The 23,146-nt window shown below is 41.3% G+C and carries 22 protein-coding genes; 12 read left to right on the top strand and 10 right to left on the bottom strand.

Annotated elements, in window-relative coordinates; genetic code table 11:
* Positions 1-176 precede the first annotated feature (176 nt).
* Genes R2B72_RS16855 through R2B72_RS16845 form a run of 3 tightly spaced genes read right to left on the bottom strand, consistent with a single transcriptional unit; the run spans position 177 to position 5,942 of the window.
* Complete coding sequence (locus R2B72_RS16855; protein ID WP_318617985.1) at positions 177-2,753, bottom strand: VWA domain-containing protein; 2,577 nt, start codon at positions 2,751-2,753, stop codon at positions 177-179.
* A 17-nt stretch (positions 2,754-2,770) separates the two neighbouring features.
* Positions 2,771-4,222 carry an S-layer homology domain-containing protein gene (locus R2B72_RS16850; protein ID WP_318617984.1) on the bottom strand — a complete coding sequence of 484 codons (1,452 nt, stop codon included), beginning with the start codon at positions 4,220-4,222 and terminating at the stop codon, positions 2,771-2,773.
* A gap of 49 nt (positions 4,223-4,271) precedes the next feature.
* The gene (locus tag R2B72_RS16845; protein WP_318617982.1) at positions 4,272-5,942 is read right to left on the bottom strand and encodes a hypothetical protein; all 1,671 of its coding nucleotides are present in this window, start codon (positions 5,940-5,942) and stop codon (positions 4,272-4,274) included.
* 325 nt (positions 5,943-6,267) lie between these two features.
* On the opposite strand from R2B72_RS16845, the gene R2B72_RS16840 reads away from it, so the two are divergent.
* Both R2B72_RS16840 and R2B72_RS16835 read left to right on the top strand, forming a co-directional pair.
* Positions 6,268-8,733: an S-layer homology domain-containing protein gene (locus R2B72_RS16840; protein WP_318617980.1), complete on the top strand. Its 2,466-nt coding sequence runs from the start codon at positions 6,268-6,270 to the stop codon at positions 8,731-8,733.
* A gap of 111 nt (positions 8,734-8,844) precedes the next feature.
* Positions 8,845-9,114, top strand: a complete 270-nt coding sequence (locus R2B72_RS16835) for an excalibur calcium-binding domain-containing protein (protein WP_318617978.1) — start codon at positions 8,845-8,847, stop codon at positions 9,112-9,114.
* A 164-nt stretch (positions 9,115-9,278) separates the two neighbouring features.
* On the opposite strand, the gene R2B72_RS16830 is transcribed toward R2B72_RS16835, so the two are convergent.
* The 6 genes from R2B72_RS16830 to R2B72_RS16805 form a co-directional block, all read right to left on the bottom strand.
* A complete protein-coding gene (locus tag R2B72_RS16830) occupies positions 9,279-9,407 on the bottom strand; it encodes a YvrJ family protein (RefSeq protein ID WP_203245831.1) in 129 nt (42 codons plus the stop codon).
* Between the two features lie 78 nt (positions 9,408-9,485).
* On the bottom strand, positions 9,486-9,704 hold the full coding sequence (locus tag R2B72_RS16825; RefSeq protein WP_318617977.1) for a DUF2922 domain-containing protein: 219 nt from the start codon (positions 9,702-9,704) through the stop codon (positions 9,486-9,488).
* 40 nt (positions 9,705-9,744) lie between these two features.
* On the bottom strand, positions 9,745-9,963 hold the full coding sequence (locus R2B72_RS16820) for a DUF1659 domain-containing protein (protein WP_318617976.1): 219 nt from the start codon (positions 9,961-9,963) through the stop codon (positions 9,745-9,747).
* A gap of 276 nt (positions 9,964-10,239) precedes the next feature.
* The gene (locus R2B72_RS16815; protein WP_318617974.1) at positions 10,240-10,995 is read right to left on the bottom strand and encodes an HIRAN domain-containing protein; all 756 of its coding nucleotides are present in this window, start codon (positions 10,993-10,995) and stop codon (positions 10,240-10,242) included.
* Positions 10,992-11,846, bottom strand: coding sequence for a HipA domain-containing protein (locus R2B72_RS16810; protein ID WP_318617973.1), 855 nt, complete (start codon positions 11,844-11,846; stop codon positions 10,992-10,994). The genes R2B72_RS16815 and R2B72_RS16810 overlap by 4 nt, the downstream gene beginning before the upstream one ends.
* Positions 11,847-12,307: 461 nt before the next feature.
* Positions 12,308-12,481: a hypothetical protein gene (locus tag R2B72_RS16805; RefSeq protein WP_318617972.1), complete on the bottom strand. Its 174-nt coding sequence runs from the start codon at positions 12,479-12,481 to the stop codon at positions 12,308-12,310.
* A 55-nt stretch (positions 12,482-12,536) separates the two neighbouring features.
* Here R2B72_RS16805 and R2B72_RS16800 point away from each other — a divergent pair, with 55 nt between their 5' ends.
* On the top strand, positions 12,537-13,217 hold the full coding sequence (locus tag R2B72_RS16800) for a hypothetical protein (RefSeq protein WP_318617971.1): 681 nt from the start codon (positions 12,537-12,539) through the stop codon (positions 13,215-13,217).
* A gap of 53 nt (positions 13,218-13,270) precedes the next feature.
* Here the strand turns inward: R2B72_RS16800 and R2B72_RS16795 are convergent, their stop codons facing one another.
* Positions 13,271-13,753: a VanZ family protein gene (locus R2B72_RS16795; protein WP_318617969.1), complete on the bottom strand. Its 483-nt coding sequence runs from the start codon at positions 13,751-13,753 to the stop codon at positions 13,271-13,273.
* Between the two features lie 159 nt (positions 13,754-13,912).
* Here R2B72_RS16795 and R2B72_RS16790 point away from each other — a divergent pair, with 159 nt between their 5' ends.
* The 9 genes from R2B72_RS16790 to R2B72_RS16750 all read left to right on the top strand — a co-directional run bounded on the left by R2B72_RS16790 (position 13,913) and on the right by R2B72_RS16750 (position 23,142).
* Complete coding sequence (locus tag R2B72_RS16790; RefSeq protein ID WP_318617968.1) at positions 13,913-14,638, top strand: YveK family protein; 726 nt, start codon at positions 13,913-13,915, stop codon at positions 14,636-14,638.
* Positions 14,639-14,643: 5 nt separating this feature from the next.
* Positions 14,644-15,345, top strand: a complete 702-nt coding sequence (locus R2B72_RS16785; RefSeq protein ID WP_318617966.1) for a CpsD/CapB family tyrosine-protein kinase — start codon at positions 14,644-14,646, stop codon at positions 15,343-15,345.
* A gap of 50 nt (positions 15,346-15,395) precedes the next feature.
* Positions 15,396-16,163: a tyrosine-protein phosphatase gene (locus tag R2B72_RS16780; protein ID WP_318617965.1), complete on the top strand. Its 768-nt coding sequence runs from the start codon at positions 15,396-15,398 to the stop codon at positions 16,161-16,163.
* Between the two features lie 372 nt (positions 16,164-16,535).
* Positions 16,536-18,365 (top strand): nucleoside-diphosphate sugar epimerase/dehydratase, encoded by a 1,830-nt coding sequence (locus tag R2B72_RS16775; RefSeq protein ID WP_318617963.1) that lies wholly within the window; start codon positions 16,536-16,538, stop codon positions 18,363-18,365.
* Between the two features lie 47 nt (positions 18,366-18,412).
* On the top strand, positions 18,413-19,294 hold the full coding sequence (gene galU, locus R2B72_RS16770; RefSeq protein WP_318617962.1) for a UTP--glucose-1-phosphate uridylyltransferase GalU: 882 nt from the start codon (positions 18,413-18,415) through the stop codon (positions 19,292-19,294).
* Positions 19,295-19,596: 302 nt separating this feature from the next.
* A complete protein-coding gene (locus R2B72_RS16765; RefSeq protein ID WP_318617961.1) occupies positions 19,597-20,256 on the top strand; it encodes a sugar transferase in 660 nt (219 codons plus the stop codon).
* On the top strand, positions 20,257-21,081 hold the full coding sequence (locus tag R2B72_RS16760; protein ID WP_318617959.1) for an aldolase/citrate lyase family protein: 825 nt from the start codon (positions 20,257-20,259) through the stop codon (positions 21,079-21,081).
* Positions 21,082-21,105: 24 nt separating this feature from the next.
* Entirely contained in the window at positions 21,106-22,032 is a 927-nt protein-coding gene (locus R2B72_RS16755) for an NAD(P)-dependent oxidoreductase (RefSeq protein ID WP_318617957.1), read from the top strand.
* A 3-nt stretch (positions 22,033-22,035) separates the two neighbouring features.
* Complete coding sequence (locus R2B72_RS16750; RefSeq protein WP_318617956.1) at positions 22,036-23,142, top strand: glycosyltransferase family 4 protein; 1,107 nt, start codon at positions 22,036-22,038, stop codon at positions 23,140-23,142.
* Positions 23,143-23,146: the final 4 nt, after the last annotated feature.

Here is a 23,146-nt window from a genome sequence, read left to right as displayed (position 1 = left end):
TTTCCGACAAACTAAGCAACGAAAGCCCCGAAGTAGACAACGTTCGGCACGAAGTAAGCAACGTTCCGCGCAAACTAAACAACGCTCGCCCCAAACTAAACAACGCCCTCCCCCCGCAATACTAAACAACAAAAAAAGTAGTACAAACCAATCGGTCTGTACTACTTTTTTCATTACTATCGTCTTACCATCCATACACGTTTTTCGCCAACTAGCTCACCTTTCGCATTGTAGGCAAGGAAGAGACCTTCCTGCAACAGGTGGAAGTTGTGGATTTCATGAGTTCCTTTTTGGAGCGCGAAGTAGCCTTGGGCGGCATTTCGATTGGCTAATTCATAATCGATGTTTCCTTCAGATGAATTGAAGCGTAGGACGACGCGGGTGATTTGCCCGCAATTGTTGTTGACGTACGTATTCATGAAAAAGTCTTTGCCAATTGTTTCGAGTGTTGGTGATGTGAATAATTGGCTTGATAGCGCACAAGCTGGACCAGCTGGGATGTCGCATGTAATGGCAGATAGAATGTTCTGGTAGGCTACACCCAATTCACTGCTTTGTGCTACATGATAATAATGACCTCCTGTATCCTTGGCGATTTGTTGCAATAGCGCTTCGTTTAACTGCTTTTTATTGCCCAAGCCGATGGTGTAAATTTTGATGTTTCTTTGTTTGGCTTCGGCAATTATGCTTAACGTTTGTGTTGCATTAGATTTGCCGTCAGTAAGTAGGATCGCGACTTTCGGTGAATTGCCAGTGGTGAATTTGCCGAATGCCGTTTTCAATCCGCTTAAAATATTCGTACCACCCGATTGACCTACTTTAATCAATGTCGGCTCCACGATTGCCGCTGTATCAGCGACTGGATGTAACAATCTACCACTTGTATTAAATTGTGCTGCAACATTTTTTGGTACATTGAGAGCCAACATAAGCTCGCGTGATTTCGTCACACGTGCATAACTTGGATCGCTACTTCGCATACTGCCAGACGAGTCGATGATGAACGCGATTTCTGGCACTGTCGAGCTACAAGTTGTATCCGCTCGGAGCGTAGGCTCATAAAGTACTTGTAAATAATGTGTTGTGTTGGCGACAGAGGACAGTACATCTCTATATGTTGGATCCACTACATCGAATTCCGCACTGATTTCATCCATAATCGAGTAGGTCGTGTTTGGAGAGATGATGGTTGTCGACGCTACTCCATTTACAAACGACACATACTCATTTGATAACGTAGTACCATGGGTGGAACGGAATCGAACGCGTCCCGTGTAGCCCTCAATAGTCTGTCCACCGGGAGCGACAACTGTTGCTTTCAAAGTGGCTGTTGCTCCGTTAGCGGGTAGCGTACCATTGAATGCAGTTTTGCCAGGGATGACTTCAAGCCGTAATTCTGCTTGTGGCGCATAGCCCAAGTGAACTGTAATCGGCCTATTATCGCAGTCTATATTAGACTGATTCAACTGGAATGTCAGTGTGTCCATGCGATATTGGCTAGATTCAGGTGCAGTGACTTTGACAATCATATCGGGCCCATCTGTCATGTTTGCAAGACTTGTGCCACTCGGTCTATTATTCTCCTCAGCCTGGGCTGCTGCCAAGTAGGCTCGTGCAGCTACCGCTTGATTTTCGGCGATAGTGGCTAGGCGTTGTGCTTCGATTAAATCTTCCTGCGCTTGTAAAACGTCTTGTATAGTACCCACAATGTTTCCGCCAATCGGACCAATGGGCTTATTTAATACAGATTGCCAATATTTCAAATTAACATTTGCCAAATCGACTTTATTTTTCGCCGCTACTAAGCTAGCCTCGGCTGCCTCAGCACTCGCTATCGCTTCCTTCAAATCATACTTCAGCGGAATATAAGTCTGCCCACTCTCAATCTTTGCGCCAAGTGCTGATTTAACGGAGAATGACATGGAATCGCTGTAGTCGATTGTCCCGCCGTTCGTACAACCTTTCAATGACACCGTCACAAATGTCGAATCAACCCCATTCGCAATCAGTGTCGATTTATCAACATCAATATCGACAGTTGCATTTGACACAGGAGGAACAGTCGGCTGTGTGACAACTGTCGGTTGTTTCCCCGCAGTTGGTGGTTTAAATGTCACCGTTCCAGTGCCAAGGAATCCGGCTGGAAGTGTGATTGTCTTGTCGTCACTACCTGTTGCCCGTTTACTAAGCCCAATCATTTCGCAGTCCCCTGAGTTTGACAGGCGTTGTAAAAACACAACCGCATCTGCACGCGTCATGGAAAGATTGGCCCCATAGTCCTTGTAATCATTTTTGCCGGTGGCGCCATTTGCTAAATCATTGACATACATATACTGAACAGCACGTGTTTCACTTACATCGACCCCACGGTAGGCAGCCGCAATACGTGCAACCTGCCCTTTGGTAATCGGTAAATCCCGCGCTTTCATATTGCTCACACCATTGACAGGAATATTTTTGCTTTTTAAATAACGATAATTGCTGGCAGTAGATGCTTTAACAGAATCTGCTGCTAAACAATCCAATCGAATGAGCATGTCTACAAATTGTGCTTCAGTTACTTTGCTATCCGGTGCAAATGTAGAACCGGTGGTAATGCCTTCTTTATAAGCCCATTCAATGGAGGAGTAGGCTGGGTGAGTCTTTTTGACATCTTTAAATGGGCTTGCTGCACTCACAAGAATAGGAACAGCTACTATCATCATTGCGAGTATCAAGAAAAGGGTAGTGGCCCTTTTGGTTAGTCGAGTCATGTACCGTCGTCCTTTCCTTAATCAAAAAAGAGTGTATCATCACGATAGTTTTGTTTTAAATCACTTTCCAAAAAGTCGAGGAAGCGTACAAGAAGTGCAGATGCCTGCGCTCTCGTTAGCGGTTCATTAGGATTAAAGCGATTGAGGTGATCGCCTGTGACAAATCCGAGTTCAGTAGCTACATATACGCTGTCTTTCGCCCAGCTAGGAATTTTATGATTATCGACGTAATTGGTGCGGTAACCTGGACTTGGTGCTCGTCCTTCCATGCCAAGCGCACGGATAAGAATAGCTACACCTTGCGCTCTTGTAATAGGTCCATCAGGATTGAATCGATCAGGCGTTACCCCATTAATAATCCCTTTTTGTACAGCACTTTCGATATAAGGATAGTCAGGGTCTTTTGGGTTTAAATCGTTGAAGATCGCTTGTTTAGGTACCCTGCTTTTTTTAGGCTGCTCGAGTACTCGAATGTCAACGGCTTTTAGGACGCCGACTGTAAACTGATAGCGTTGCATAGGTGTGTTGGGTGAGAAAAATTGTGAATTTTCATCAAACACACCTAAGGAATATAAGCGTTCGATATTATCTTTCGCCCAATGTGTTGATAAGTCACGGAACTTTGGCACGATGAGTCGTTCAATTTTAGGGACATTTTCTTGGGATAAATCTATCTTTCCTTTTCCGGCGCCGTAAGGGATGTCAAACGTATATTCACTAATCATATTGGACTTGCTGATGACAGCATGTCCGCCTGTAAAGCTAGATAAGGAAGGTGTATGCGGCTCGTATTGTAATGTTTTGGATTTGCTATCAGACACTCTGCTTGTCACAAATCCCTGTCCATATTGCGTCACAATTTCATTGTCTATAAGCTGTGTTTCTGTAGCACCCCAGAAGTTTTCATAGCCCATATTGCGACCGCTAATATGAACAGTAATGTCTTCAGGCTTCTTTGTTTTATCTTTTGATGTTACTTTATAAATTTTGCGACCCACAATGTTGCCAGAATAGTAGTCAGAAGCAGGGCGATTATCGCTGACAGCCCCTTGCGAAAACTGGTAGTCATCTAATATAAAAGTTGTTGTACCGACCGTGACTTTTTCGGAAAAACTTTTAATGGATGTTTGGGCAGTTGTTTGCCCTTTGTCTTCACGATTGTCCAATTTAGCTACATAGACAGAGTTACGGGTCAATTTGTCGCCCGCTGGATTTGTTAAGGTCACTTTGTAAGTAGAGGTCAGTATGCCTTTACTTTCTTTTTCGGAAACAGTTGCTTTTCCTTTAAATCGGGTAGGGTAGCCTGTTAAAAAGAATACTTCTTCATATTCATACTCATTTTGGACGCCGCCGTTAAAATCAATGGGCTTTGCCTCGGCTTGAGGTGCAAGAAGCAACAACGACAGCGTCAATGCGGTACCAATGATCGCTTGTTTTTTGATGAATTGTAAACTAGTAATTGGAATCATCCTTTTCTAGTGGGAGTGGGCGATGAACACCCACTCAATTCCACACAATTTAATTGACTAACAGAATACGACCTTTTACTTTCGATTCATGGAGCAGATACAATCGGTCGTTGACACGTAAATCTTTTACAGAAATGACTTTACCGTCTTTAATAATCGTTGCTTGTTCGATATTCATACTCGAAATATTCCCAGCTGTTTTCCACATGCCATCTTGCCACTGGCTAACATTGCGGATGCGGATAATGGCAGGATTGGTTTGCGTAATGCCTTCAATTCGTCCAACAGAGACGATTGCTGCTGTTGGGGCAGTTGATGCAAGGATATGGGCTGCAACGATTTGATTGTTTTCTACATAGAAGTACCCGTATTTCCCAGCATATTTCTTCATTTCGTCCTGTTGCGGAATAATGGTCAGTACGGAACCTCTTGAATCTTCAACAGCTACTGTATCGTTGCTAAATGATAGCGTCGGCAATGATTCGCGTTCCCAGTAATTATTTTTTGATAACAGCATGGCGTTGTTCAGCGTCAGCTTGTAGCTATTCGCAGTCTGAATTCGACCGAAATAGATGCCATGATCAATTAAATTCGGGCTTTGGAAGCCATCATTTGAAATATGCACCACATTGGCGAACTGGTTTGGCTTGTTGCCTTCTGTTACGACAAAAGCAGTCCCGCTAGCTAGTAAACTATTCGGGTCTACCAAACGACCATTTCGAATTAAAATCGTGCCATCATGATAACGGATGGCTCCTGCTTTTTGGAGACCGATTATGTTAGAAGACGTGTTGATGGACGTCATCGGTTCATAAAAAGTGCGTTCGCTTTTTTGCTTAATGACCATTTTTTCAATGACTTCTTTACCGGCTTTATTAACCGTTACAAAATAAACGTCATGATTGGCATATTGTCGCAGTCGATCTGCTTGAATGAGTTTTGTGCCTACATAAATCGGTGTTTTGGCTGAGTATTGGTAGCTACTATTGTTATAGCCATTGGCGCCCAGTGTTGTATTTGGCTGCCATCTCCAATCCAAAAACTTTTGTTCATCTTTGAGAATGACTTTGTTCGCTGTTGGCTCAATGCGCTGAATCGTCCCTTTATAGAGGGATTCAACTTTGATGCCTTGTACAATAATGTCAATGGAGCGAATGGAGTTCGTATTATATTCGGAGAAAGTCAGTTTTACGCGATCTCCTTCGTATAACACGCTTAAGTCTACAAACGTAGTGCCTTTTGAAATTTCAGTTTGGGTATTCAAATAATAAGTTTTCGACTGCCCGTTATCGAGTCGAATCGACAAAAACGTACCGTTTGGGTCCAACTGATTGACCGTTCCGATGACGACTTTATCACGATGTTCAATCTTCCCAGGAGCAGTCCCTGTTGAACCACGCATCGCTTTTACCCGACGTGAATTGACATCTACTTCGACTTCCATCCCATACTTAAATGCATCGATAGTTGTCGAAACGGAATCGACGGAAAGTGTTGCGTACTTGTCAATCGATAATGTCATCGTCTGACCTTGTTCGTTTTTGATGGTGACTGTACTCAATTTTTTTTCTGTTCCATTTTTGTCGCTTTGTATTTCATCATATGTAACGTTGACGAATGTCCCGTTGACGGGTGAATTAGCCGAGGCTGGATGGGCTAGCCAAAAGCTTGAAAATAGCAATACGAAAAAAGCAATGACAAAAGCATAGTTTTTAAACAACGGTGTAACCTCCAGTGTGAAGAATTCTACTAGCAGCAACTAGCTATGTATAGTAGTAGGTTTATAGTTAGTATATCGGAGTAAACGTCAGAAATGTTAGGTAAGTGGGCGATAGATTTTTAAAATGAGAGGACCTTTGCTATCTGACAGTAATTTCATGAAAAAGTCATAGTTCGCCAATAACTTCCGCAAGACTATAAATGGAACGAGTTGCACAAAAATTCCAGTTAAATTATACTGATAGTAGTAATGATTTACCCTTTTACTAGTTTACTAGATGGATAGGGAATATCAAAAGGCGACTACTACAAATGGAGGTATGGAGATGAAAAAGTTAAGTTCTGAGAAAATATTCAAAGCTACATTGGCTACAGCAATTGCAACAGGCGCATTTGTTGCGGCTGCACCGGTCTATACCGAAGCGGCACCTACGTTTTCTGATGTTACGCAAAAAACGAGCCACTATGATGCGATTATGAACTATACCGCCAAAAATATGATTAGCGGTTTCCCAGATGGTACATTTAGACAGGGACAAGCGATTACGCGTCAAGATGCTGCAAAGCTGTTAGCACTCGTATTGGAACTAGATTTGGACAATGTGAAGGATCCGGGATTTAAAGATGTTAGCAAAACCAATCCAAACTATAAATACATTGCAGCGCTAGTAGAAGCGGGCATCATTTCAGGGTATGAAGATAAGACGTTTAAACCTACGGACAACCTATCAAGGGCGCAAATGGCAAAAATCCTTGTCCTCGGCTTTGAATTTGGAGATGCAGGGTTTATCAACCTGCCATTTAAGGATATCAATGAGCGACAATGGCATATTGAATTTGTACGAACACTTTATACAAACAAAATCACAACAGGTACTACGTCTACAACGTTTTCACCGAATGCACTTGTTACACGCGGACAAATGGTAGCATTCGTCCTGAGAAGTGAAGCTGCCGCAGTGCCGAAGCAGAGTGAACTAGATAAGGCGTCAGTAGAAGCAGCTGCTATCAAGTTAACAGGAGGGGCAGTCACTGTTTCACTCGGGAATAGTGCAACAGACGCCAACAAGCTTGCGGCAGTCCAAACATATGTCACTTCCCAAATCACTGAAAAAGATGTCAAAGCAACCGTTGCAGCTAGCGCGACTGCTGGAAATTACGTTGTCACACTGACAAAAGGTGAAGCGAAAGTCGACAAAATGATTACGATGACATTTAATAATGCAGCAGACGATCGTTTTGTGACAGAAGTGACGGCTTTGAATGCTAAACAAGTGGCTGTTAAATTTGCAACACCTGTTACAAAATCGAGCGTTTTAAATTCTTCGAATGAAGTGCAAAATATTTCATTCACAATGGTTTCTGGGGCGACAGTGAACCCAGGCCAACTAAAAGGCTCGCTATCTGATGATGGGAAAACGTTAACGATTACGGCCAATTGGATTTTTGACGGAGAATATGCATTCAAGTCAACCAATGCTATCCAATCCGTAGCGGGTGGGAAATTCGACGACTATACAGCAATCATCAAAGCGAATGATAAAGTAGCGCCGAGAATTGTTTCGGGATCAGCAGTAGCCAAAGTATCGACAAATACATTTGCTATCTTTTTCGATGAGCCCGTAAGTGCAGCAGGGGTCATTGCGTATGTCGATAATGGTGTAGCGACCGTGTCTAGCAATCCATCGAATCCGAATCGCTTGGATATTACGTCCAACAAAAATGTGGCGGCGGGAGCAACTGCTATAATCAAAATGCTAAATGTGAAGGACTTTAACCAAAACCTACTAGCACCCAATCCATCAGAAGCGGCAATTACGGTTTCCGCTGATACAGTGGCACCTATCGTGACCAAGGTAAACATTTTAGGCGAAAACAAAGTAGAAGTCATTTACGATAAAAATATGAATGTAGCATCGTTTGCTGGAAAAGCTCGCCTCGTCTATTCAAATAAATCGTTGAACTTGACTGCGACAGCAGGTGCTAATGCTAATACGGTTATTTTAACAGGCACAGGAATACCTAGCGCAAATATTTACACTGCAGTGCTATTTATTGACGCGGACGTCAAGGATATTGTTGGTAACAGCACAGCACTTTATTCTTCTAATGTGACACTGAGCAAAGATACAACTCCGCCAGTGATGACTTCAGTTGAGTATAGAGACGGTAAAATGATTGTTACCTTTACGGAAGACATTGCATTAGGTCGACTAAATACTGTAACCGTCATTGATAAAAAGACGGGAGCACCTAGACAAATTACTCTAACCAATACAAATCGAGTAATTGCCGATAATACGTTAGTCATTTCAGAGTATCTAGTCGATGGCGCATATCAATTGCACTTACCAGCTAATACCGTAACGGATAAGGCTGGTACACCGAACCCAAATGCTATCGATATACAGGCGTTTGACGTTCAAAATGACTTATCGTCAGATACTACACGCCCAGTCGTTAGTTCCATTAAAAGCGTTACATCGGCAAACAAAGACTTCCAAACAGTGACGTACGTAGTGACGGACTATGATAGCGGAGTAAACTTGGAATCTGTGCAACAAATTGAAAACTATACGTGGGATGGGAATTCATTACCATACGGCTCTCATGTGACAACGAATGCTAGCTCAGCAGGTAAAGTAACAGCTGTTACCGTCACAATCCATATTCCAGCTACTGCAATACCGGTTACCAAACAAGCTGCATTCACTGTCAATAACATTCGCGACAATGCAAGAAACACGATTGCCTCCGCAGCAGTGGAGAATATTACGTTGTTGGGTTATTAAAGCGGGGCACAGTCACTCATACAATACCAGTGACCCCTTGATAAGCACGCCTTCCGGTTTAGTCAAACGGAAGGCGTTATTTACCGACAAGCTAGAGGAGAGATTTAAATAATGAAACGACTATTGACCATTGTGCTATCTTTAACCATTGCAATCAGCTTCAGCTTTCAATCCCCGCAAGTCAAAGCGGCAAATCCGAAAGTAGTGACATTCGCCAACTGTAAAGAGATGAACAAAGTCTATCCAGGCGGCGTGGCACGTTCTGCAACTGTTAAAAATGTTGGCGGCAAGACGAAACAGAAGCCGTTTGTCTCGCAAGCAATCTATGACGCTAACAAAAAAAGTGACCGTGATAAAGACTTAATTGCTTGTGAACGATAAGTAAAAGCCGACTTCTCCTACGAGTCAGACTTGTAGGAGAAGTCGGCATTATTTTTGCAACAACTCGCATGCACTATTATTAAAATGGCAAAACTCCTCGCAACAATCTTGTTTTCTTCTTCTCATCTTGCTATCAATAAAAGGATACATCAATACTGGCTCATTCACTTCATTTTCAATGAAAGAAGTACATCATGTATCGCCACGAGTTTTGTTTCGAGCCGGTGCAAAAGATAGAATGATACGAATATCGGAAAGCCGATTTCCTGTATGAGATTCATCCACTGTTCCATCTCGTTTCCTCCTCCCTGTGATGAACTGAAAAACCGGTTCCCCAGTCGGAAAACTGAGGAGCCGGTTGGTAAATCTAGTTATCCCTGTGCAAGTTCAGTGACATTACGCTCGACGATACGAGCGCCTTTTGACGTTTCAAGTGGTGATCCTTCCACTACGAACACGCCCGATGCGATAATTTCCTGCATCGCTGTTTCCACTGCTAATGCCGTTAAATCTGTACGTGGCTCGTCGACTGTCAGCATCACCTTTTTGCCGGCTGCTGTACTGAAATTCAATTGCAAGACTTTTGCCATCCTCTATCACTCCTTTCTTCGTCAAATTGTGCTTTGTTGATTAGTTAATGACGTTAGATGTTTCCACTTTCTCTGCACCGATAAATGGAAAATTGGATAACTGTGCAAGTTGCTCAAGCGCTTTGTACAAGCTGTCCGCATCTGCGTTTTTCGCAATGTTACGGTACGTCTTCGATTTGCGGATCAGTTTGCCGTCTTCCGTCAAACCGCCATCCAAGTAAACCCGCCCAACTGCCTGCTTAAATTCGATTGTCACCATGTCATCACCTCCTCTCACCCTTTATATAGAAGGGAAGGAGGGGAAGGGATACATGATCCACAAATTTTGTTGAAAATGTTTTAATTGCGTGGCTCATAGTGTGGTGCCAGTCACTCATACAAAATCAATTTCCGGTAACTGCCAATACCAACGCCAACAGAAAATCCCCATAAGTCGAAAGACTTATGGGGATTTCTGCAATTCTGTTAGTTATTCAAATTCTAGAGAACTCGAATTGACTGAACTGTGTCAGAACCCAAGCTTTGTTCGAGGCTTTTAACACAGTACTAATCGTAATTGGTCTTTATCGTTTAGGACTCCCTCAATGTCAACAGATTGATTCATTTTACCAAAGATTGAAATGTTCACTTTACGATGAGGAACCGCTTGCGGGTAGATGGCTTCAATCCTTGCTTCGTAGCTGCATTTCTTTTCAATCATTTCAAACATCCATCCGCTATAAAAAGCAGGGATGAAGCCTAACTTTTCTCCGTTGACCGACATAACTACCACTGCCCTGTGGTCCTCTGGGTTTTCAGAGTCTAAGGAAAAGTCAACAACATCGCCTGATTGAAGTTGATCAATTACGCGCTCTCCATCGTAATAACGCCAACCAGCCACGAAAAAATCTAAATCAAAGTGAGAATTCTCTACAATGATAGGGGAAACAAATTCATAGGAATCTGTTGCTAAAATTCCACCAGTAGCCCGTAAGACATCCATTTCTGTACAATCCAGTGAAAGGCCCAATTCTTGAAGAACGGATTGGTAATCAGGTCTTCTCGGATCCGGTAATCTGCGAGCAAACGGCCCAAAGAGCTTAGTGGAAGTATACACTCTATTCGTATCTGAGAATGCCAAGTGAGGTCGATAGCCATTTTCCATTGCTTCTGCTAACTTTCTTCTATAGCCGCTCGTCTCATATGAGAATGAATAGATTCCATCTTGATGGAGCAATCTTCCTACATGATAACGTTGTCGGGTCTCTTCATTTTGCCAAATTAGCCACAGTTCAAATGGTCTTTTTCTCATGCTCTCACACTCCCTTCATACCAGTTCATAAGCCATTTCTTTCGGTACATCAAAAGCCGAACAACCCATTCTTTGTCCAAATCGCTCATAACGTCACTAGGAATGTCCTCAACGATTGTTACTAGCATTCCCTCGTTCAATTTATTTAATCTGTCCATAATTATTCCCGTCTCTTGAGGAGAACAGCTATACAGATATGTCAGCAATTCAAAATGCTTCGGTTTTTTTCTACCAGGTAAACCAATACTCGGCTTCCCTCTGTTGCAAAAGCCCTCCAACATACGATCGTCCGTCAGCATCTTTTGCTTTTTATGTTCAACTTCGTTAAAACCAAGGGAAGAACCATTATCATAAATAGGTGCTAATCGAACTTCTTTAGGTCCGCTAAGAACTCCCCAATTATCACAATGCCGGTCATTATTGGCAATCAATGCATCAAATACAAGCAAGGCCATGAAATCCTTCTCTAAATCATATGCAGAAAGGAGCTCCAAGATGTGGGGCAGCTCATAGTAGGTGAGCGAATGACGATCAAAATCCTCAAATAGTGATAGAAATAAGTCTCCGCCTTCATACAATTCTTCTGATTTAGTACGGAAGTTCTTTGAAATGGTGCCTACAGTTCCGTTATTTATAGCTAGCTCCACGTCAGCGGTATGAAAACCCAACTCTTCGCCCACTTTGCTAGCTACAAATTCTGCCCAATGGCCACCTGTTCCTTCGGTAGGTATCTTAAAGAGATACTTTGTAGCATGCTCAAGCTCCGTTCCAGGTTCAAGTAACCAAAACTTTGTTCGAGTCCCTGAAGCCTGGCTTTTGAGGTCACGTTTCCAGAGCGAAGTATCGATCATATGTCATCGCTCCTTCAACTAAAGTAACTATTATCTATAAGTATATCGATTAAGTGCATCGTTGTCACTTTGAAAACTCAAAGCTTCGATTGGATTGACCGTGGCATACGGTGGTGCCACCCATACATTAAGTGTCCAACACATTTGCCTGGTGCACAGTCACCCATACAATTTTCGCAGAACTAAACAACGCAAACCTCCAACCTCGCAACGTTCTCCCGAAAGTAAACAACGTTCGGGCGAGTAAGCAACGAAATCGCAGAACTAAACAACATAATCCCCCAACCTATCAACGTCCCGCCGAAAGTAAACAACGCCCGGGCGAGCATGCAACGAATTCGTAGAACTAAGCAACGCCAACCTCCAACCTCGCAACGTTCCACCGAAAGTAAACAACGCCCGGGCGAGTAAGCAACGAAATCGCAGAACTAATCAACGCCAACCTCCAACCTCGCAACGCATCACCGAAAGTAAACAACGCCCGGCCGAGTAAGCAACGAAATCGCAGAACTAAACAACGTAACCCTCCAACCTATCAACGTCCCACCGAAAGTAAACAACGCACCGCCAAGACCAAACAACGTTCCCCCGCCAACCCCTAAAAAGTAGTTCTCTAAAAAATAGAAAGACTTCACCCAATACCCTGTTCATGGTAAACTAGCTAATAGAATGAAGAAGAAGGTGTTTGTCATGAAGAAGAAATGGAAAATTGTCATAGCTGTCATTGTTGCTATTTTGTTGAGTGTCAGTTTGTATTTTGCTTACATATTAAAATTCAAACAATATGATGTCGCAGATGCGGATGTTACAGAAATTGTAGCGAATCCGTATACGATCGAATTGCCTGATGGGACAACCATTACAATTGATGAAGATGGTGAAGTTATTGAATCTGAAGCAGGTGGAACCGTAACGACAAGCGGCCAAAACACAGGCGGTACAACTGGGAATTCGACTACCGAAAAAGTTGCAGGAACTACAACAAATCAAGGCGGTAGTAAAGTGGAAACCACTACCAAACCAACAGTTGCTTCGGTGAAAGAAAAATACATCCCTGTATTTGGAGATTTGCAAGCACAAGCTGATGGCAAACTGAATGCTTTGATTGGGCATGCGAAAAAAGAATTGGCTGATAAAAAAGCGAGCGGTCAAGCGATTGACGTTGGATACTTTTATAATAAATACTCGGCTGCAGCAACTGAACTAGAAAAAAACACAGATAAGATTTTTTACGGTGCCATTAAAGTAGTCGAAAATGATCTCGTCAAAAATGGTTTTAACAAATCGTATGCAAAGAACTTTGCAGAGGAATACGAAGCGGCGAAAAAAGAACGTCGGGATAGCATATTGAAAAAAGCAGCTGGCATTTAATCAAATACGAAAACCGCCCAAAGTCCTGACTGACAGACTTTGAGCGGTTTTTTTCATCTTCTAAGACGTTTTTGTTTTTGTCCACTTCTCGTCATCAAAAAAACACGCAACACAACAATAAATGTCACCGCACCGGCCATATCTAGTAATACGTCTTTCGATGAAGGGGTCCTACCGCCAGTCAGCGACTGATGATATTCATCGCCAATGGCCAGTGCAAGTGTGATAAATAAAGCGATGATCGTTCTATACCATTTTGTAGGTAGCACAATATACACCGCAACTGCAAGTAAGCCGAAAATGAAGAAATGTGCACTTTTCCGCAGTAGAAACTCAAGGAAAGGATAATAACCTCTTTCTTCGATCGAAATCATTTTGCCCCAATAGGGGATGACCAGTTTGGAAAGTGAATCTTCAAGTGGTTTGTCTGGCAACAATTGTTCCAGTGTTGGAATGAGCGTTTGCTGCTCATAGGTCTGTCCGGATGACAGAAAAAGCGTAGCGACTATCAATAAAAGGAATAGGAATTTTCTCATATAAGAACCTTACCATAGAACAACGTCGATTTCATTAACAAGAAAACACAAATTATGGGGTAAGAATCAAGAAATTGTCATAGTTATTGTCAAACAATATGATATACTCACTAGGTATGTGACAATAGATAGAGTTTAAGTGAAGGAGAACGTGAAACTATGGAAGAAACAATCAGTTTACAAGAATTGTTCAAAACGTTGAGGAAACGACTAAAGCTAATCATCAGTATGGTTATTCTCGCCGTGATGATTGCAGGTGTTGTCAGCTACTACTTCATGACACCCGTCTATCAAGCATCCACACAAATTTTAGTCAATCAACAAAAATACGAGCAGAATCAGTTCAGCTCACAGGATATTCAGACGAATCTCCAACTCATTAATACATATAACGTCATCATTAAAAGTCCCGCGATTTTGTCGAAAGTAATCGAAAACCTTGATCTTAATACGACCCCGGCAGCGTTGAATTCAAAGATCACGGTGAGCAGCGCCCAAAACTCGCAAGTGTTAAACGTTAGCGTTCAAGATGCCGAGTCATTTGTCGCGGTCGACATCGCAAACACGACAGCAGAAGTATTCCAACAGGAAATTCAGAAGCTTATGAACGTAGACAACGTCAATATTCTTTCTCCAGCAGTACATGTTGAGGACCCATCGCCTATTAAACCGGATCCAATGCTAAACATGGCAATTGCCGCAGTCATTGGATTGATGCTAGGTGTGGGAATTGCATTTCTTCTTGAATACCTCGACACGACGATAAAAACAGAACAAGATATTGAAGAACTACTCGAACTTCCCATACTTGGTCTTGTCAGCCCGATTGTTGCTGGGGAAGTAGAAAGTGCTAAGTCTCGAAGCCGGAAAAAGGGGAGGAAGTAAAAAGTATGGCAAGAAAGAAAAAGGGTTTGGTGACGATGAAACGCAATCTCATTGCTCAGTCAAGTCCCAAATCAATCTATACAGAGCAATTCAAAACAATTCGAACGAACATTAACTTCTCTATGCCGGATAAGGAACTGAAAACGCTCCTCTTTACTTCTGCTTCACCAGGAGAGGGTAAATCAACATCGGCGGCCAACATCGCAATTGTCTTTGCGCAGGAAGGAAAACGAGTGCTGCTCATAGATGCAGATATGCGCAAGCCGACTGTGCACCATACATTTCATCTCACGAACGGAACAGGATTGTCAAACGTCCTCACACGTCAATCGACAATAGCGGAAGTAGTAAAAGCTAGCGAAACGGAAGGATTAGACATCATTACATGCGGACCAATTCCTCCAAACCCAGCGGAACTCATCGGATCACAAACGATGAAGAACGTACTAGAAGAAATGAAAAGTGACTACGATATCATCATCTTCGATTCACCGCCTATTCTATCCGTCACAGATGCGCAGATATTATCAAACCGTTGTGACGGAACAATACTCGTCCTGAATGCGGGGAAAACTGAAAAAGATAGCGCAGTAAAGGCCAAGGAATCACTGGTAACATCGAATGCGCATGTCATTGGGACAATTCTGAATAACTTCAAGCTTGAAAAAAGTCATTACTATTACAAATATTATGGAGAGGAAGAGTAAGGGGTCTATGTCCTCGTGCTCTTTTCTTATAGGCAAAAAGGAGAATTCAGATGATTGATATGCATAGCCACATTCTGTTTGGCGTAGATGATGGACCGAAAACGATAGAAAATACGATGCGCATGCTAGAACAAGCTGTAGCTGAAGGAATTACCGACATGATTTCGACCTCGCATGCGTTCAATCCGCATTTCCATGTATCACGGGAAGAAATCGAAGGGCAAATTGCCTTGCTGACGGATGTTGTGACAGCGGCGGGGTATCCAGTTACCCTCCACACCGGGCAGGAAGTGCGTCTTTGTGAGGATCTTGTTCAGAAAGTTGAAACGAAAGAGGCAATGACACTTGCAAATTCACGTTACCTGCTCCTTGAACTTCCAACCCAGTCAGTTCCCGCCTATACGGTGAATATCATTCAATCCCTGCTTGAAAAAGACATAATTCCCATCATCGCACATCCTGAACGGAACCGCGCCATTGCGGAAAAACCAGAACGTCTGGAACGATTAGTCCGCCATGGTGCACTCGCACAGATTACAGCAGGGAGCATCGCAGGGCACTTCGGAAGGAATGTACAAAAACTGTCTCTTCAGCTAGTAGAAGCAAATCTAATCCATACGTACGGATCGGATGTCCACAACCTAGATACAAGACCTTTTCTATTCAATGAAGGGCTAGACTACCTTGAAAAGAAGAAGCACCATGACATCGCGGACATTCTCCTCGATAATAACGAGCGGATTTTGAAGGATGAACCCCTAGTCCTTTTGGAACCAAAAACACCGAATTTTAAAAAATGGTGGCAGTTAATTGGATAAGGTGTTACTATTAATTTGACAATTCGAATAGTTTAATCGAACTAGTTAATAGAGTAATAAAATAGTGATGGTTATTTTGATAGGATTAAATACCTGATAATAATAATAGGTGGCAGTTATTTGGATAAGGTTTTACTATTAAACTGACAATTCTAATAGTTTAATCGGACTATTTAATAGAGTAATAAAATAGTGATGGTTATTTTGGTGGGATTAAATACCTGATTAAAATAAATGGTGGCAGTTAATTGGATAAGGTGTTACTATTAAACTGGTAATTGAAGTAGTTTAAATGAACTAACCGATAGAGTGTTTATTTAGTAACAGTTTTATGGACTTATTCATCCAATTTATTGCAAGGGGGGAGAAACAATGACGATAAAAAAAAGAATGACCATGTTGTTTTTTGTCGACTCCATTATCGTTCTATTTTCTATCTACATCGGCTACTTCATGCTGCATCCATCCATCAATATACTTGCCAACAAGATGCTACTCGTTAGCGTCATTACTATCCAGTTTGCACACCATCTCCTTGCATGGCATTATGGGCTCTACCGTAAAGCATGGTCTTACGCCTCAATCGGTGAATTGAAATCGATTTTTAAAGCTGTAACATTGACGATTGCCGTCGTTGCAGTTGTCCAGTTTACCCTCACACAAGACATTTACCTTCGGGCGCTTGCCCTCACTTGGATGCTACATATTCTGCTAATCGGTGGTTCAAGATTGTCTTGGCGGCTAATGCGGGATACTGTCAATTATCACAATGGAGAAAAAAAGATCCATACGATGGTGGTAGGGGCAGGACAAGCAGGAACAATGATTGCACGTCAAGTACTCCAAAACCCTGAATCAGGCATGAAACCTGTCCTGTTCGTTGACGATGATCAGGCGAAAAACGGGCTGGAAATTTACGGGGTGAAAGTTCTCAGTGGTACGAAGCGAATCCCAGAATTAGTGAAAGATAATCACATCGAAAAAATTGTCATCGCAATCCCATCTATGGGAAAACAACAAATGGCGGATTTAATGAAGGTATGCGTCGAAACCGGCGTCCGAACACAAACGATTCCCCGTATAGAAGACTTAATGACAGGTAAAGTTTCTGTCACGGATATGCAAGACGTAAAAATCGAAGACTTGCTCGGCCGTGACGAAGTCCAGCTTGATCTGAAAGCCATTGCGGAAAAGTTAACAGATAAAACGATACTCGTCACAGGCGCAGGCGGCTCGATTGGATCGGAAATTTGTCGCCAAGTGAGCGAATTTAATCCGAGACGATTGATTCTGTTAGGGCATGGTGAAAGTTCTATCTACACTATAGACATGGAACTGCGCCAAAAGGTTTCAACGCAGACAGAAATTATTCCGATTATCGCAGATGTTCAAGATCGAATGCGTATATTTGATATCGTCAATGAGTATAAACCGGACGTGATGTACCATGCGGCCGCGCATAAGCATGTGCCTTTAATGGAAGCCAATCCGATGGAAGCTGTGAAAAATAATATTTTCGGCACGAAAAATGTTGCGGAAGCGGCGGATGCATTTGGCATTCCGTACTTTGTGATGGTGTCGACAGATAAAGCCGTAAACCCACCGAATATTATGGGCGCAACGAAGCGTTTTGCCGAAATGATTGTCCAGAATCTTGCAAAAGATAGCAAGACGAAATTCGCAGCGGTACGCTTTGGAAATGTACTGGGATCTCGTGGTAGTGTGGTTCCATTGTTTAAACAGCAGATTGCCAAAGGGGGGCCAGTAACAATTACGGATCCAGAGATGACCCGTTACTTCATGACAATCCCAGAAGCTTCGCGACTTGTCATGCAGGCAGGGACTTTAGCTGCTGGTGGCGAAGTGTTTGTCCTTGATATGGGCGAACCCGTTAAAATCGTCGATCTTGCCAGGAACCTGATTAAGTTGTCCGGGTATAGTGAAGACGAGATTGGCATCGCGTACTCAGGCATTCGACCGGGCGAGAAGTTGTATGAAGAGCTGTTGAATGACAACGAACGGCAGAGTGAGCATGTGTTCCCGAAGATTTTTATTGGGAAAGCCGAGCCGATTAGCGCTTTAGAGATGGAGTATGTGCTGGAGAAGTTGCTTGATATGTCCAATGGAGAACTTAAAGAGACTTTGATTGGATTGGCTAATCGGAGGATACCAGTAATCAATAGGGAAGCTACGACTGCATAGTGGAGAACTAGTGGTGCCTGGCACCGCGTGAAAAGGAGGACATTCCAATGAAAAAAGTACGCAAAGCAATTATCCCAGCAGCGGGTTTAGGTACACGTTTTCTACCGGCAACAAAAGCGATGCCGAAAGAAATGTTACCGATTGTCGATAAGCCGACGATTCAATATATCGTCGAAGAGGCAATCGCATCGGGCATTGAAGATATTATAATTGTTACCGGTAAAGGAAAACGCGCGATTGAGGACCATTTTGATAATAACTTCGAATTAGAAGAGAACCTGATTGAAAAAGAGAAGTTCGATATTTTAGATAAAGTAAGACAATCATCAAACGTAGACATTCACTACATTCGCCAAAAAGAACCAAAAGGACTTGGACATGCGGTTTGGTGTGCACGGAAGTTTATTGGCGATGAGCCGTTTGCGGTGTTGCTGGGTGATGATATTGTGCAGAGCGAAGTTCCGGGATTGAAGCAATTGATTGATCAATATGAAGAAACACATGCGTCGGTCATTGGTGTGCAGACTGTACCGGATGAGGAAACATATCGTTATGGCATTGTGGAACCTTCTATGCAAACAGGGCGAAGGTATGCGGTTGAAAACTTTGTGGAGAAACCTGCGAAGGGGACGGCTCCTTCTAATCTTGCGATTATGGGTAGGTATGTGCTTACTCCGGAGATCTTTATGTGTTTGGAGAAGCAGGAAACTGGTGCGGGTGGAGAGATTCAGTTGACGGATGCGATTCAGAAGTTGAATCAGATTCAGAGAGTTTTTGCTTATGATTTTGAGGGTAAGCGGTATGATGTTGGGGAGAAGTTGGGGTTTATTACTACTACGATTGAATTTGCGTTGCAAAATGAGGAAATTCGGGAGCAGTTGATGGAGTATATGGCTGGGAAAGTGAAAGAGGCACATGTGAAGTTGTAAGTTTTAAAACTTTGGTACAAGTTGTATTACGGTTATTGGTGATGCCCCCTTACCCTTATTAAAGGGGGCACCGACCGTATTGTGGATGGTTTAAGTTGGGGTGGATGCCCTGTTTTTTTTTTTTTTATGGTTGTTGGATGGCTAGGTGTTACAAGGTGGAAGAATAGCGATGTTTAGTGGTTTAGTAGTTAGTTGGAATAGAGGAATAACTGATTCTAGTTAAGTCCTAATCTACTAAAGTAATCTATAAATAAGTGCCACTCTGAGGAGATAAATTAGAATAGAGGAGTTTTAAACTTATTATGAATTATAAAAAGCTTAAGAGGTTAAATGATATAGTCTTATCTCTAGTCGGATTGACAATCCTTTCCCCTATTTTGTTAATAGTAGCTATCGCTATCAAATTGGAGTCGAAAGGGCCAGTGATTTTTCAGCAAGAACGCCTTGGATTAGAAGGAAAAGTATTTAAAATATATAAGTTTCGTTCAATGTGCGTAGGGGCGGAAAAAAGCGGAGTTTACGAAACTAAAGGTGATGCCCGGGTTACTAAAGTCGGTAAATTCATCCGAAAGACAAGTATCGATGAATTCCCTCAGTTTTTAAACATTATTAAAGGTGATATGTCGATTATTGGACCTCGACCTACTTTAACATACCATCCTTGGCCTATTGAAGAGTATACAGAGTTTCAAAAAAAGAGATTCAATGTTAGACCAGGTGTGACAGGTTGGGCACAGGTAAACGGACGGAAAGAGGTTCCTTGGGATAAAAGGATTGAGTATGATGTTGAATATGTTAAGAACCTTTCATTTGGTTTTGATTTAAAAATATTTTTCAGAACCATTGTCAAGGTTTTAGCAATGCAGGATAATGTCAATGTTGGTGAAACTGCTAAAAAGGTAACAGGCAAGGAACAGGAATCTGAAGTAGCAGCAACGATTGAAGAAAGAAGGAATAACTAAATGGCTTTAAAGTTGATGTACATTACAAATCAAGAGGAAATTGCCAAGATAGCGGAAAATAGTGGGGTTGATTGGATTTTTATTGATCTTGAGATTAATGGAAAAGATGCAAGGCAAGGCCATTTGGATACAGTAATATCCAGACATAGTATAGAAGATGTAAAAAAAATAAAAAAGGTATTAACCAATTCTGAATTGCTAGTTCGAGTAAATCCGATATATGAAGGGTCAAAAAAAGAAATAGATAAAGTGATTACAGATGGAGCAGACATTGTAATGCTCCCATTTTTTAAGACTAAAGAAGAAGTTGAGCTTTTTGTCCATTATGTAAATGGTAGAGCTAAAGTTTGTCTTTTGTGCGAAACCTCGGAGGCGGTAGAAAATATAGACTCTATTTTAACTGTTCCAGGAATTGACTTTATTCATATTGGATTAAATGATCTACACCTTAGTTATAATATGAAGTTTATGTTTGAACTTTTAGCAAATGGAACAGTTGAAATGCTTTGTAAAAAGTTTAAAGAAAGCGGAATTCTTTATGGTTTTGGGGGGATAGCAAAACTCGGACAAGGAACCCTCCCTGCAGAGAACATTATTGCGGAGCATTATCGTTTAAAATCAGACATGGCAATATTATCAAGGAGCTTTTGTAATATTAAAAAAAGCACCGATATTGGAATGGTAGAAGAGATTTTTGAAATTGGGATATATGAGATAAGAGACTTCGAAGATCAACTAATATGGAAAGAAAAAAACTTCTTTGCAGAAAATCAAAAGTTTGTTAGGGATAAAGTAATGGAGATTGTGTATACAAATACGAAATAATAGTTCGGAAAAGGGATGTAAAATATGAAACTATTACTTACCGGGGCATTTAAATATAGTGAAGAGCAGCTAGATAGTTTAAAGTCACTTGGGTATGAAATTCTATTTATTCAAGATGAGAGGTTTCCTTTGGAAGTTGATGTTTCAGATATTGAAGCGATAGTTTGTAACGGTCTATTCCTATATAATGACATCAAAAAGTTTGAGAACTTGAAATTCATACAACTTACTAGTGCAGGCCTGGATAGGGTACCACTCGACTATATTAAGGACCAAGGTATAAAACTTTTTAATGCCAAGGGAGTGTATAGCGTTCCAATGGCTGAGTGGGTTGTACTTAAGATTTTAGAAATCTATAAAAATAGTAGGGAGTTTTATGAGGCTCAGCGTGAACATAAATGGGAAAAACAACGGGATTTATTTGAGTTAACAAATAAAACTGCAGCCATTATTGGATTTGGCGATGTTGGAGCAGAGGTGGCTAAAAGACTTAAGGCATTCGATGTAAACATAGTCGGTGTTGGTAGGAGTATAAAGGAATCTCAATATGTTGATGAATTTTATTTAATAGATCAATTATATGATGTTCTAAAAAAGAGTGACATTGTTATATTGACACTTCCTCTTACAAAGGAAACTACTCATTTAATTAATGTCAAAAAGATTGCAACCATGAAAGATAAAAGTGTACTTATTAATGTTTCTCGAGGCGGGGTAATAGATGAAATGGCTCTAAAAGGGGCCCTTCAAAAAGATAAGTTTCTTGGAGTTGCTCTAGATGTATTTGAGAATGAGCCATTACCTTGGGAGAGTCCACTTTGGAATTATAAGAGAGTAATTGTTACACCTCATAATTCATTTGTATCGGATAAGGTCAATGAGAAATTGTTCCGATTGACTATGCAGAATTTAAAAGAAAATATAGGCAACATTTATTCAAAAGAGGTGTAAATTATGAAAGTTATAGTAATATCCCCTAAGAATAAGACTCTATTTAATTTTAGGGGAGATCTTATTAAAGAAATCATTTCTAAAGGTCATGAAGTTATTGCGATTGGACCTAATAGGGATAATATTAATGAGGTATTAGCACTTGGAGTAAAATTTATTGAAGTCCCTTTTACTAAGGATAATACCAGTATTTTAGGTGATATAAAATATTTTAAAAAACTTAAAGATGTGATTGTTGCACAAAAACCAGATTTAGTATTTAGTTACACAATTAAACCGGTTGTATATGGTAGTTTAGCAGCCCGTTTGGCTGGAGTTAAGAAAATATATCCAATGGTGACTGGATTGGGGCGTGTTTATGCTTCAAACAGTTTAAAAGCCAAAGGATTAAGAATGATTACCGGAGCCCTATACAAACAAGCCTTTAAAGGATGTAACAAAGTGATCTTTCAAAATAGTGATGATTTAAAACAGTTTACTCAGTTAGGTTATTTATCTGAAGAAATAGCTGTACGTGTGAATGGATCAGGAGTAAATATAAAAAGGTTTAATTCTAATGAATTACCTGATGAATCTGTTTTTCTAATGGTAGCAAGAGTTATAAGAGAAAAAGGCGTATTTGAATTTGCTGAAGCAGCTCGAATGGTTAAAAAAGAATACCCAGAAGCTAGGTTTGTATTATTAGGGGGGTATGATACTTCAATGGGAGCAATCAAGCCGGAAGAACTCGAGCCTTATATATCTGAAGGAACTATTGAATTTCCAGGGGAGACAAAAAATGTTGTTCCTTTTCTTGAAAAATCTAAGGTCTTCGTACTACCCACATATTATCGAGAAGGGTTACCCAGAACAATTTTAGAAGCTATGGCGATGGCTCGACCAGTAATAACAACCGATTGGCCAGGATGCCGCGATGCAATAGTTGATGGAGTAAATGGTTTTTTAGTTCAGCCGAGAGATGCTTTAGATCTAGCAAATAAAATGAAGTTTATGATTGATAATTCTAATATAGTTAAAGAGATGTCAAGGGAAAGTTTGGAATTATGTAAAGAAAAATACGATGTTAATATAGTAAATAAACATATGATTAAGATTATGGAATTAGATTGATGAG

It is taken from the genome of Sporosarcina sp. YIM B06819, from assembly GCF_033485175.1.
Classification (GTDB): Bacteria; Bacillota; Bacilli; order Bacillales_A; family Planococcaceae; genus Sporosarcina.
Note: the sequence above shows the minus strand (reverse complement) of the source record. Positions and strands in the feature narration are given on the sequence as shown.